The organism is Halalkalicoccus sp. CGA53 (assembly GCF_036429475.1).
Taxonomy (GTDB): Archaea; Halobacteriota; Halobacteria; order Halobacteriales; family Halalkalicoccaceae; genus Natronorarus; species Natronorarus salvus.
Map to the genome: position 1 here is coordinate 3236762 of NZ_CP144125.1, position 12681 is coordinate 3249442.

A 12681-nucleotide genomic window follows, 5' to 3' on the forward strand; every position below is an offset into this window, starting at 1 on the left:
AGATCGATCCGACGAGCGAACGACGTGGGAGAGAACGCGAAGACACGGAGGAACTCCGGAGATGAGTTCTGAGGACGAACGCGACGATCGGGTTCGGATCGACGGAATCGTCGAGCCGAGCGACGATCGACTCGCTGACCGACTCGATCGCCTCGAAGCCGAAACGATGAGGTTCGCAGATCGTATCCGACGGCGAGACGACCGCATCGCGGTGCTCGAAGACCGCCTTTCGGAACACGCCGCGCTCCTCGACGCGCTTCGGAATCGCTCCAGCGTCACGCGCGAGATGATCGCCGAGCTCCAATCACGAGAACTCGAGAAGCACGCCCACCTCCGTTGGGAGAGTGTCGAGCCGAACCTCTCGCTGCTCGCGGTCGACGGCGATTCGATCGAGGGATTTTGGAACGAGGACGGCAACCGGTACTGTCGGCTTCCGGATGGAGACGATCCACTGGCCGGGGACTCCGGGCGCTCTCTCACCGAGGGGGATCTCCTGCCGATCCAGCGGCTCTCCCGGATGGACGACGAGACCCTTCGATCGACCGCAGGTTCGAAGCCGATGCGACTGGCGGCGGAAGTCTGGCGCGAGCGCGAGGGGACCGGCCTCTGGAAACCCGGTCGGAACGGCGTTCGTCTGTATCTCGACGCGGGGGAGTTGGCGCGCTGGATCCGAGTCCGTGAACCCAGCGTCGACCAGTCGTACTCACAGAAGCTCGCAGGACGTACCATCGACGAACTGAAAGTACTCTCGAGCGGTCGGCTGTACGACAGACTGGAGAGTCGTAGGAAAGACGGCCTGCGGTACAAAGAACGGAGGCTGTATCTCCCGACGGATTCGGAGATCCCTGGAGAGCCGTCGAGACGAGAGGACACGGGGGAAGATACTCCGTAGACAGACGGTGTCGGTGGTAAGGGATGTCCGAGGGCGGTACTCTCCGTCCGAACACACCGCTCGTATCCCATCAACTACCTCAACGAGATCGCGAAACAGCTATGTTCGCCGTTCCGCTACCGTACAGTGAGTTTCTCGATCGGCTATCGTCGGCACCCGTGCAACGATAGACGGTCCGTTCACCGTCGACATCAAGTGTCTAGGGAGGAGTCATCCGATCGGGGTTCTAGAACCCATCGCGGAATGATGGATTCATTCGGTGATCGTCGATGGCGAGGCAGGACAACAGACGATCGAACCGGCGGTTCATTTATTCTCAAGTGGCTATACGATCACGAGGGGAACTCTCGAAACATCCAGTCGGGGAACAAACCGGTGAGCTATCGATGCAGTGAATTGTTCTCCAATCAGAGTGATCTGCATTAGTTTTGCATGCTCAGATTGAGGGTCCCACGACCAACTCTTGGTCTCTATCGATATCTCCACCAATCTACACCCTACTGTCCCTCGCCGGATTCAAACGTTGCACAGGACACTCTGATTGGAGAACAGTTTGGAGAAACAACTAGTATAACCGAGACCTATTCGAATATCGAGGGATCTGGAGACGGGTTCTAAGGTTGTTTTATCAACTCCTAATAATATGTCTTGGCTCCGTACCGAGCGAGTACGCATGCCGCACCCCGCCGACCACCGACGGGAGCCCTGATACCTAATGACGGATGACCTGGTGAGCGTAGTGATCCCCACGTACGACCGTCCGGAGATGCTCGCCCGAGCAGTAATGAGCGTTGTCGAACAGCGATACGACCAAATCGAACTGATCGTCATCGATGACGCCTCCCCGGAACCGATCGCGCCGATCGTCGAAGACCTTCCGATCGACTCACTCGAAGGTAGCGAAGTGATTCGTCACGAGACGAACCGGAACGGGGCGGCCGCGAGGAACACCGGGATCCGAGCGGCCTCGGGAGAATACATCGCGTTTCTCGACGACGACGACGTCTGGCACCCCGAGTTCCTCCGAACGCAGGTCGTGGCACTCGAACGGCTGGGCAACGAGTACGGACTCGTATACACGGGCGCGCGAGGAGTGACGACAGCCGGGGAGATCGAGTGGGAGCTCACGCGGTCGATTTCCGGAGATTCGTCCCGATCGATCCTTCTCGGAAATTTCGTGGGTGGGTTCTCGAGAATTCTGATACGTTCTGAACTCGCAGACCGAGCGGGGCTGATCGACGAGCGGTTTTCGGCATGGGTAGACTGGGGGTACTACATCCGACTTGCCCAACACTGTCGGTTCGGAGTGGTCCCGGAGCCGCTGGTTACCCGGTACGTCGATCATACCACCCGAACGAGCCACGACTACTGGGCAAAGCGACACGTCTCCGAACACCTGCTTCAAAACCTGCTGCTCCCGATCGCGTCTGAGCATGGATGGCGCTACGAGCGGAAGGTCGTCGCCTCTCTCTACCTCAACCTGGGAAAGTGGGCGATCATCGCGGGAGAGTTCGAAGAAGCCAGACGGTGGCTGCTGAAAGCGGTGGCGACCTATCCCCTCATCCCGGCGCTCTATCCGTATCTTGGTGCCGTTATCGGGGGGAAGCGGACGCTTCGGGCGGCGAGAGCGGTCAAACAGCGTGTGGGCGTGATCGACTCGCGTACGACGATCTCCTCCTGGCACGGCGGGGACTAACTGATCGTTCCGTTACTTGATCGAGTTTGTAGCGCTAAAATCTTGTAGATCGTCTCCAGAAAGCGGTAGAAGGGGACTACGGATCAGACGATACCGTGGTATTCGTAGAACCGGCGTCGTCGTGGGTCCGCGAGCAGGGGCTCGTGAATCTGCATGATGTCGACGTCGCTCGCGCGGTTTCCTTCTATCACCATCGGAACGCCGTCGCTCGAGAGGATGATGTCCCAGCCGACGTACTGCCACACGTGAGAGAACTGATCGGCGAGATCGAGGACGAGTTCGCGTATCGCCGGCCACTCCGGGACGGTCACTCCGGCGACTCGCTCGTCCGACGTGGGATGGGTTCTGTGCCAGGTGATCTCCGATCCACGGAAGGGAGACGAAACGGGACCCATTTTACCGGAGTCCTCATCGACGCGTGCGTTGACTCCCCCCAGCCGAGAGGTTGTCGAGCGGGGCTGACTCGGGCGTCCCGAACCGGTGGACGGCCATCGCAATGAACGGTTCCCGCGTCTCCGGGTCGACCATCGTCACGATCCGGATCGAGTTCCAGGCGTCGGGAAAGATCCGTTCGGCGTATTCGTGCTGGTCGACACAGTCGACGATCAGGTACTCGTCCCGCTTCGCGAGCCACTCGCGACCGGATCGCTCTAAGGTCTTTCGTCCATCGCTCTTCTAGCGGAGATTGTTGATACGGATCGTCGGCTCAAACGAAGAACCACAATCAGTAGAGTGACCATCTCTTTAGCCAGGTCTCGATTCAGTGATGTGCGAGCAAAATCGCAAGAGGGCGCTCCATCAACAATGTGCTACAGAAGAGCGTTGAATGAAATTGGAAATTCATCATTAAGAGAATAATTTCAATAAAATATGTATATTAATATCTTAGTATATAAAAATGAGTTTTTTATATTTTCTTATTAAGTATATAAATCATTTTTAATTTGCCGATTAATTCACTCGACAATGATTCCACCTGAGGGTTACTAACCAATAAAAATATCATTGATTCTATATGAACAGTCAATGCGAGATTTGATACGTATTTAATTGTCCAACTCCTGTTTCACATCAATCAATACACTATCCACGGTACTGTCTAGTCATCGGCTAATCACTTCCCCGGCGGGAGTGCAATTGTCGAGCGCCTGATTCGGTCGTTGTTGGTTATAGTAGTGGACGAAGGCGGTGAGCCAGCGCTGGGCGCTGGCTCGCCGCCCCATCCACGTCTGATGAAACCGGTCGATCCGCATCGCGAGCGTTTGGAACCACTTCTCGATCACATTCCGCTCAACATAGTCCAGGTGACCGCGCAGATCACACCGTGCCAGAGCGGTCAGGTACCCATTCCGTCGACGAGAAACGTCGCCTCGGACAAGTCGTGTTTCTCGGTCAGCCGGCCGAGAAACTCGGCCGCTGGATCGGTACCTCGACGCGGAGAGATCCACGCACCGAGCAATAGCTTCGTCTCGACGTCGATTGCGGCGTACAGCCAATGCTGCTTGGTTCCGATTTTCACCGCAGTTTCGTCGACGGCGACCCGCGAGGGCTGCGCCCTCGGCGAGTCTGGAACCTTCTCTGCAACCCGATGGACCCACTGAAACACCGCCTGGTGCGACCGAGTGATGCCAAACGTTTCAAGGGCGGCAGCTGTCTCACGGAGCGAAAGTCCCGAAGAGTGGATCCGCACCGCGAGCGCTCTCAGGGCGCTCGCGGTGCTCTCCTCAGCCCAGCATTGAAGCGGATCGGGTTCGAGCGTAACAGTGAGCGGTTCTTGGGTGTGCATGACAGCCAAACCCAAGAACTGCTCGTCCGTTGACTAGACAGTACCCTATCCACCGTCGTTTCGTATAAACCGCTCAATTAATTTTCTGTCGAAAAGACCGGTCAAATACGATAGTACACCTACAATTACCATTCCGAGCATGACCACAGAAAACAATGAGACGATTCCTTGTATCTGTCCTCTGACCAATATGACAATAATGCTCATAACAACCGTGATACCAAGCACATAGGTCAGTTGAGTACTGATCCGATTGAACTTAATCTCCAATTCCTTATTCATTATATATAAATTCAATAAGGTATATGCTCCATATGTAATTAGCGTCGCAAGTACTGCTCCTTCAACTCCAATTGTCGGTATTAGTAGAAGGTTTAGGCCAACGTTTGCTACAGAGGTGGTTGTATTTATTATCGCACGCTCGCGCGCTCGTCCTAGAAAATCCAGTCCAGCGCTCGTATATTTCATAATGGAATTCAATACTAAATATATAGAAAATAATTGGATTACAAGAACTGCACCCAAATAATCTGACCCGAAAATATACTCGATCATGGGTTCGGCGAGTAATGCAATCCCTGCAGCTGCAGGTAGATACAGCGCGAGTGTATATAGTACAGACTGTTCGAAGATACGAGATATCTTCTCAATGTTTTCGTCAGCTTTAGCCGACCCGAATGCCGGGGCAAGCGTGTAGCCGAGAGCACTAACAGGAGTTTCGACCATCTTCACGATCTTTTCGCCGAGAGTATAGAAGCCGACAGCGACCGGACCTAAAAAGAACCCCACCAACAATGTGTCTACGGTTTTCGAGAGTAGAGAGCCGCTTTTCGTGGCTATAATGGGGATGTTGTATTCGAAGATTCGTCTTGGTAACCCCGGCTCGGGCTCCTCATCAGGATCATAGTTCGGATATACAAAGACAAATAGTAGGAAGAAGGCCGTTAAAAAGGAAAGCGCGTACCCTATCGTATATCCCAACATACCTCCGAAAGCCCCAAATCCGAATATGACCAGCGCACCCGCCGCAAGGAGCGTTCCGACGCTGTTCACAATGTTAGCTATCGAGATTATCTTCATTTCTTCAAAACCTTGTAGTAAGTGGTCCAAATACGAATAAAGTGTAGAGAAAGCGAGAAAAATACTACCCAGTAATAGCAGGGGGGCCACGTCGGGATTATTCACTAACTCGGCGATTTCCGCATGAAAAAGTCCAAGAATAATCACTGACACTACGGTTGAAATTAATATAAACAGCGTCCCAAATCGAATAACATGTCTTACTTGTCCTGGATTAGATACTTTAAATTCGGAAATATATCGTGATGCTGAGCGTCCAAATCCCAAATTTGAAACGAACGATAGCATTGATATCACCGAAAACGCGAAAAAGAGAAGTCCGTATCCATTGGGATCGAGAACCCGAGCTAATATAATAGTCAATATTCCTCCCGTAATTGCGGTCACAAATTTAGAAAATAATTTCCATCTCAGACCCGATATAATAGATGACACTAAATCCATTTTTCTAGCTATGATTTTCTATAGCCACTCAATTAGCACTTTCGATATCCGGCACCCATCCTGGTTATTCATATATAAGACTACCGGAATTTAATATATGTTATTTTGATTTAAGGCCTGAACCGGTTCGCAAATCCCATATCAATTCATAAAAAGGGAAGCTACTACTCGTGTTCTGAGGGTCGATTTTAAATTACTGTATTTACCTGAATACCAATTGATATAAACGGTTCTATTAAGTCCGCTGATAGGGTCGAAGTACTCGGTGCTTTACAGCAATATAAAATAAAAGGTCGGTGGCAGTGTCTAGTTGAGGGGATTTGAGAAGCGAGCAGGTCGTGGTGAGTGGTGATCATGCAACTCGCAGACCTGCTCAAAGAGACTCTCGACGTGGAATCTCTTGAGGCTTGGGAGAACGAGCGCACCCCGACACCCATCAGGGTGTTCGGGGTGCGCCTGCACTCGATGGGATTGTCTGTGAGGGAAACGACCGCGGTCCTCGAATGGCTCGGCGTAGAACGGTCGCATGGAGCGGTCTGGTCGTGGACGCATCGGCTAGCGGATCGCCAGCCCGACCCGCCGTCGGCAACGCCGACGCGGGTCGCGGTCGACGAGACGGCGATCCGCGTCGACGGCGAACTCTGCTGGCTGTATGCGGCGATTGACATCGAGTCGAAGCTGCTGCTTGATGTGGAATTGTTCAGCCGACGCGGGACCGATCCCGCGTCGTTCACGAGAGCGCAGCTCTCGTGCAGCCCATCAGAACGCTTCGCGTTCTGAGGATGGCGTTCTTGCATCGACTCACACAGAACCACGATCTTTCGGAGGCGGTGGTTCTGGCGGATGGCTTTGGGTATCTGACTGCGCTTTCTCGATTAGGGTTGAGCGGTCGGCTCGATTACTCGGAGAGAAACCTGATTGAGAACTGTCCCGTTTCGAGTATTTAAATCCGGTGTCAGGCCGTCAGATTCGGCCTGATGGCGGAAACAGTTCAATCCCAGATACAGCGTTCGTTTGACCAGAATCTCGTCGAAGGTAGCCAGTCAGCCTCCACTGCGAGCGAATTTTACTCGCTGCTCGACGCAGTCGACAGCGAGTTCATCGCCGATCAGTTCGATATCGGCACCTACACGAACAAGCACGACTTTGAGAACCATCTCAAGGTCGGTATCTTCGAGGGAATCAACCCGTCTGACTCGCTTGCTGAACTCGCCGAGAAAACGGCTGTCCACGATCAACTGGAAGAAATGGCTGCATCGACGTTCTCCCGGCATACGAACGACCGCGACTACCGCGCGGTCGTTCGTCTCTTCTTCGAACTGCTTCACTCGCCCCAGCTCTATCACCAACGCGCTGTGCAGCGCAAGCGACTCGAATCGCTCGACCGAGCAGTCGTCGCTATCGACGGAGCAAACCTCACTCTCACCAGATCGGTTGCTGTCCCAAGCGAATTACATGACGACGAACCCATTGCCAAGATCAAGCCAGGCGACCGCGGCCTCAAATTCAACTTGGCCGCACGTGTCGACGGACACGCCAAGGGGCTGCTTGGCGTGTCCGTAACAGCGGGCGAAACACGCGAACCGACACAGTTCGATCATCTCCAAGACGACGTCGAGGTCTTCGCAGACCTCGACTCGCCGATTCGCGTGTTTGATCGTGGTTATCTCGACTATGACCGCTTTTGTGCGTTGAAAGAGCGAAAAGAGGAGTTCGTGTGTTTGTTGCAGTCAGATTCTCGGGTCGATGTCCTGGATTCGCTCCAGGACATCGACATCACTGACGAGGCGGGAACACGACACGTACGCGATGACCTGATTGAACTAGCCGAGACCGGCGAAACCTTTCGGCGGATCGTGTTCGAGGACGTGGACGGAGAGGAGATAGCGTACCTGACGACGCTATCTCCGGAGGAGTATGATCCGGTGGACGTGATGAACATCTACACGCTACGGACACTGATCGAGATTCTATTTCGGGAGTTGAAACAGTATACGAACATCGAGAATTTTCACTCACAATCGGTAAACGGCGTGTTGTTCGAGTTGTTCTGTACGTTGATTGGGTACGTGCTGGTCGAGTGGTTCCGGCACTGCCACCCGCTGCGGGGTGGCGTGCCGGAAGCGTTCCGGCTGATCCGCACACGCTGGAATCAGTCCCAGCGCGCGTACGGGTGAATCACCGATGAGTTGGTGAGAGCGCCGCCGCAGGAGCGGCGGCACTCTCCATGCCGGCAGAATCTCATGCCGGTGAAGCTGATTCGGAACGATGGTGCCTGATTGGGTCCGTGTTCAGCAGGTTCGTTGCCTTGTTTTGCCGCCGAGTGACGACAGTCTCAGACGTTCTCACAGCGATCTTCCGTCAGATTAACCGGGAAATGGACGCCGTCTGGCGATATGGTATCGCTCAGACGGCTTGCGCGGATGTGTCGAGATCTTGCCAAACACCACGTTGACGAGCCAGACGTACCCGCCGCGCCGGACGGCGCGGACGGGTACGCCGAGTGGGTACAGATCGCGTTAATTCTGTACCGCGTCGAATTAGAGAAGAGCCTCCGCGAGACGGAAGATTACCTCAACGAGATGCCCGGTGTCCTCGCCGTGTTCGGACTCGACGAGGCACCGCACTACAGCTCGTTCTGTCGGTGGGAACAAGACTACCGGATGCGTGAACTCCGCCGCCTGCTCCGCACGTCGGCGGAGCAGGCGGGCTGGAGTGGTGAAGCCGCGATTGACGCGAGCGGCTTCCAGCGCGATCAAACCAGCTACCACTACCGCGACCGCGCGAACTACTCGTTCCAGTCGATGAAGACGACGATCTTGATCGACGTGAACTCGCTGGCAATCAAGGACGTGCATTTTACGACGCAGAAGGCGTGGGACGGCCATATCGGGATGCAGGTCTTCCGCCGAAACGCGGAAGACCTGCGCGTACTGTCTGCTGACGCGAATTACTCGTGGAGCGACCTCCGAGAGGAGTGTCGCTCCAACTCAACGCGACCGTTGATCAAACACAGAGAACAGACTCCGTTGCAGAAGGCGCACAACGCTCGGATGAACGAGGACTACAACCAGCGCTGGATGAGCGAAACGGGCTTCTCGCAGTTGAAGGAAGACGACGGCGAGAAGCTGCGCTCCCGGAGCTGGCACGGCCAGTTCCGGGAGCTGACTCGGAAGTGCATCGTCCATAACCTAACACAGGCGGCGAGTTAGGGCTCGCCGCCTGCTCCCCTTCTCCGGACGTATCCGGGAGAGGCATCGCCGTCGTCACCGGAACAATGGAGCAAGATACCATAGTTTTGACCCTTCGATAAACACCGCTAGCGACAGCTATCGCATCTTCTGACTCCAAGAACCGGTCTCTGACGCCGTAAAACCGTGAATGATCGACCCCACCCCGACGCAGTCTTGCGTTCAACAAGGCAAGGTTCGTTCTACGTTGATCGTTTGGTGATCTGATGGATCACCGTCACTGGGGTCGTTGCTCGCTCGGTAAGCCTTATCAAGTCGAAACGAGACAGATTGAGAAGTGGTTTCAAACGCTTGCGATGCGCACCGACCGCTTTCATACCTATTGGCGGGGCAGTCGGCAAAGCGCAAGACGTTGGCTCCGCCGCTTCGCTTACCACTACAATTTTCATCGACCGAATCAAGCGCTCGACAACCGCACTCCGGTTGAGGAGGTCCTCATCTAGACACTGCCGAAATATGAATAACGCTCTTCCGTAGGAGATTGTTGATACAGTTCGGTTCATCGCTGGCTGAGCCGAGATCGGGGTGTAGAGTGGTTCGTAACCCATAGCTCAACTCTTAACACTCAGCGGAAAATCGCAAGACTGCGCTCCATCAACAATGTGCTACGCAAGAGCGTATGAATAATATTAAGTAGCCGTGAGAGGAGCCTCAGTAACGGAATGAACGTATTCAGCCACGTGTTGATCGAAGATATAATCGATTCTTATCTACCTTCCAGGAGGTTAGGCCACTTCCCTGATGTAATCGGCCAAGAACTACACCAACTACACGAAATTCATAATGGGTGAAAAAACGACGTCATCAACGGAATTCGAGAGCGGCCAGACACAAGAACCCCGAACATATCCAGTGACAAAGACGGAAATCACTCGAGAACTATTTGAATCGTTAAATGAGCTCAATCTGACGTATGTTGTGGCTTCAAAGTACAAAAATTTACCCGAAACTATAATTGGTGACATCGACATCTATGTCGAGGATCAAGATTTCGATAAAGCAATCGAGATCTGTAAAGGCTTGGGGCTTGAGAAGCGCCAATCCCTTCCAAAGCACATCTATCTTCTTAAAAAGGTGGTCAGAGACCCCTGGACTGCTTTTACCACCGTATTTAATTCCCCTCGAAAGATCCAACATCTCATACGCAACGAACAGAAGCGGGCGACGGGTTCGGAATATTCGTACCATCGTAACCAAAAAATGGTGAACGACGAACTGATGATCGACATCCGGAACAATCTCGCATACAAGTCTCTTCAGGACCGCACCCGTATTCCGGTGAAATCAAGCGTCACCAATCAATTCTTCAAGCGGCGACGCCCATATAATGGGTTCTATGTCCCCGCTCCCTGTGATGAACTCGCACATATAATCTCCCGTCAGGTCTTCGATAAGGACGGTGCTTTCTCTCATTACTACGTCAACCGGTGTGACGAGCTGGTCGAAACGCTGAGGAACGATCCGGAACAAAACAATCAATTCAGAGATTTACTCTGTGATATTTTCTACGACACTGATAAACTCATATATGATCTAATAATTAGGAGGAAATACGATGTGATCCTTTCGGAGCTATATCGGAATAGAGCCACTGATGAAATTTCGTAGAATGCAACCGTTTCAGCGTTTTAAATCTGATAGATATACATATATACCTGCCAGCGAATTAGTTAATCGTCTTCTGGATTTCCTTGGTCCGTGGATACCATCTAATAGCGTTATCAACTAATGATTTTTACTGAGAACGGCCGACAGAAGTCAAAGATAGAGTTATTAGTCAAATTCTATACGGACATTATTTCTTCACATAGCATATTAAATTTAATTTTATTTGCTGTCACTATTGATGGTGAGTGGACTGGATCAGAAGAGGTCTTCGACATAAATTTCATCGGACTTGGCTTGCTGTAGTGAGTAAGGGTTCCCTCAATTCCCACTGTAAAAGTCCAAAACAAGGAGGACCAATGCACATATGACTATTGAGATACACTGGTGACTCATGATAGAAGTATTCAAACACAAGACTGAGAAACCGTCATTGGGGCAAATCGGTTATAAAACGCTGAAAAATAAAGGGATATATCACTTTATATACGTAGTATTTAAATTTATTTTTTCTAAGATGGACGAAGCGATGCTCTCTCATTTTCCCATTTATCACGGTCTAAGGGTTAGCTATTACGAGTACAAAACAATCTTGACGAGCGATTACGATGCACCTCTTAACCCATATAAAATCGAATGGGTGGATCCAGACGATATAAACGAGTTTACTAGAAGAAATGTGAGGCCCGTACAAAGTTGTGGATTGATCAAAAACGGTAATTGGGATAGACGAGACGATTACGTATATTCCGAAGGGTATGGAAAGAGATATTGGCATAACCGTGCCAGAAATGGTATCTATTTCGAGGATTCACTGTTCTATCAAGCACTGAAGAACCATTTCGACCACGGTATTGATTGGAAAGAGACAGAATACTTTCAAGCTGCAAGCAAGGCATTCGAAATCGGTGAAAAAATTAGTAACGGGTATACCTCTGAGCAGGAATTGTTATTAGATTTCAAACGTACTGATGAACTGTACCACGAAATTAAGAATAACGGTTATAAAACACGTGCCGATGTCAATAAATGGCACGATTACGACAGGGGTGTGATGACATTTAAGAAATTAAAGAAGTCCGAGATTACTGTGGATATCGGTAGAAATGGAAAATTGTTGTTCGCATCTAGTGGTAAACATCGCTTGGCTATAGCCAAAATTTTGGGTTTAGATGAGATCCCTGTTATATTTATTTGTAGACATAGAAATTGGATGAACCATCGTGATTATATATATCGTAATGAGTTGAAGGTTTACCATCCTGATTTAAGTGAATTTCAATAATATATAGTTATATAAATATATAATAATAAATTAAAGTAAAATGTAGATATTAATATTTATTTAAATATATGGGGATTATTAAATAGAATAAAAAAGACGGGGCCAAGGCAGTCTCCAGCTGGTCGAAATAGTCCGATGAGTGAACGTTCGAGTCCTGTATTAGAAGTAAACGGCCACTCTTGGGGGCAGCGTGAATATAAGCAGGTGTTCCAGAACCAGCTTAACGGATGGAACGAGTGATTTGTCATTGTTATCTTCTTCCCGGAAAACGATGCGTAGAACGTGTCGATCCAACGTTTCAGCTCCTGAAGCCACCGCCCGATCTGATTTCTAAGTCAGTGCGGGATCACTACCTGGCGAATACAGACCCGCCGGATGGTGGCTCCGTATTCGCGTATCCCCTCGATAATCACCGTCCTCGGCAGCTCGCTGTACAATTGCTCGAACTCCGCGAAGAATAAGCGTGTCGTGAGATAGCTTTTCGATGGATACGCCGTGAGATGGACCGCCACCCATCTCTCCGGATCGACCGTCGCAAACAGCACGAACCGCTGACCACCCTGGCGAATCATCGTCTCATCGACCAGAATTCGACCGAGAAGCTGCGTGACAGGCCGGCGACCCGTCGCGGAGAGTCGACTT

General features: G+C 51.6%; 9 protein-coding genes and 3 pseudogenes. 8 read left to right on the plus strand and 4 right to left on the minus strand.

Going from position 1 to position 12681, the window contains the following annotated elements; all coding sequences use genetic code 11:
* Positions 1–61: 61 nt before the first annotated feature.
* Both V2L32_RS18540 and V2L32_RS18545 read left to right on the plus strand, forming a co-directional pair.
* Positions 62–892 carry a F0F1 ATP synthase subunit gamma gene (locus V2L32_RS18540; protein WP_331234046.1) on the plus strand — a complete coding sequence of 277 codons (831 nt, stop codon included), beginning with the start codon at positions 62–64 and terminating at the stop codon, positions 890–892.
* A gap of 715 nt (positions 893–1607) precedes the next feature.
* On the plus strand, positions 1608–2588 hold the full coding sequence (locus V2L32_RS18545) for a glycosyltransferase family 2 protein (protein ID WP_331234047.1): 981 nt from the start codon (positions 1608–1610) through the stop codon (positions 2586–2588).
* An 83-nt stretch (positions 2589–2671) separates the two neighbouring features.
* On the opposite strand, the gene V2L32_RS18550 is transcribed toward V2L32_RS18545, so the two are convergent.
* The 3 genes and pseudogenes from V2L32_RS18550 to V2L32_RS18560 form a co-directional block, all read right to left on the minus strand.
* A complete protein-coding gene (locus tag V2L32_RS18550) occupies positions 2672–3085 on the minus strand; it encodes a sugar-transfer associated ATP-grasp domain-containing protein (RefSeq protein WP_331234048.1) in 414 nt (137 codons plus the stop codon).
* Positions 3086–3691: 606 nt separating this feature from the next.
* Positions 3692–4374, minus strand: a pseudogene (locus tag V2L32_RS18555) (IS6 family transposase).
* Positions 4375–4419: 45 nt separating this feature from the next.
* Positions 4420–5898 (minus strand): flippase, encoded by a 1479-nt coding sequence (locus V2L32_RS18560; protein WP_331234049.1) that lies wholly within the window; start codon positions 5896–5898, stop codon positions 4420–4422.
* A 354-nt stretch (positions 5899–6252) separates the two neighbouring features.
* Between V2L32_RS18560 and V2L32_RS18565 the strand changes: the two are divergent.
* The 6 genes and pseudogenes from V2L32_RS18565 to V2L32_RS18590 form a co-directional block, all read left to right on the plus strand.
* Positions 6253–6821 (plus strand): annotated as a pseudogene (locus tag V2L32_RS18565) (IS6 family transposase); the annotation flags it as partial.
* Between the two features lie 54 nt (positions 6822–6875).
* Entirely contained in the window at positions 6876–8075 is a 1200-nt protein-coding gene (locus tag V2L32_RS18570; RefSeq protein WP_331234051.1) for an IS4 family transposase, read from the plus strand.
* Positions 8076–8294: 219 nt separating this feature from the next.
* Complete coding sequence (locus tag V2L32_RS18575; RefSeq protein ID WP_331234052.1) at positions 8295–9110, plus strand: IS5 family transposase; 816 nt, start codon at positions 8295–8297, stop codon at positions 9108–9110.
* 302 nt (positions 9111–9412) lie between these two features.
* Positions 9413–9592 (plus strand): annotated as a pseudogene (locus V2L32_RS18580) (IS6 family transposase); the annotation flags it as partial.
* 409 nt (positions 9593–10001) lie between these two features.
* Positions 10002–10757 carry a hypothetical protein gene (locus V2L32_RS18585; RefSeq protein WP_331234053.1) on the plus strand — a complete coding sequence of 252 codons (756 nt, stop codon included), beginning with the start codon at positions 10002–10004 and terminating at the stop codon, positions 10755–10757.
* Positions 10758–11148: 391 nt separating this feature from the next.
* On the plus strand, positions 11149–12039 hold the full coding sequence (locus V2L32_RS18590) for a ParB N-terminal domain-containing protein (protein ID WP_331234054.1): 891 nt from the start codon (positions 11149–11151) through the stop codon (positions 12037–12039).
* 335 nt (positions 12040–12374) lie between these two features.
* On the opposite strand, the gene V2L32_RS18595 is transcribed toward V2L32_RS18590, so the two are convergent.
* Positions 12375–12584, minus strand: a complete 210-nt coding sequence (locus V2L32_RS18595) for a hypothetical protein (protein ID WP_331234055.1) — start codon at positions 12582–12584, stop codon at positions 12375–12377.
* Positions 12585–12681 lie beyond the last annotated feature (97 nt).

What these genes read in the sequence shown, in the direction of transcription:
- V2L32_RS18570 (WP_331234051.1), top strand. Translation starts at nt 6,876, where the DNA reads ATGGCGGAAACAGTTCAATCCCAGATACAGCGTTCGTTTGACCAGAAT.
- V2L32_RS18545 (WP_331234047.1), top strand. Translation starts at nt 1,608, where the DNA reads ATGACGGATGACCTGGTGAGCGTAGTGATCCCCACGTACGACCGTCCG.
- V2L32_RS18575 (WP_331234052.1), top strand. Translation starts at nt 8,295, where the DNA reads ATGGTATCGCTCAGACGGCTTGCGCGGATGTGTCGAGATCTTGCCAAA.
- V2L32_RS18590 (WP_331234054.1), top strand. Translation starts at nt 11,149, where the DNA reads ATGATAGAAGTATTCAAACACAAGACTGAGAAACCGTCATTGGGGCAA.
- V2L32_RS18540 (WP_331234046.1), top strand. Translation starts at nt 62, where the DNA reads ATGAGTTCTGAGGACGAACGCGACGATCGGGTTCGGATCGACGGAATC.
- V2L32_RS18560 (WP_331234049.1), bottom strand. Translation starts at nt 5,898, where the DNA reads ATGGATTTAGTGTCATCTATTATATCGGGTCTGAGATGGAAATTATTT.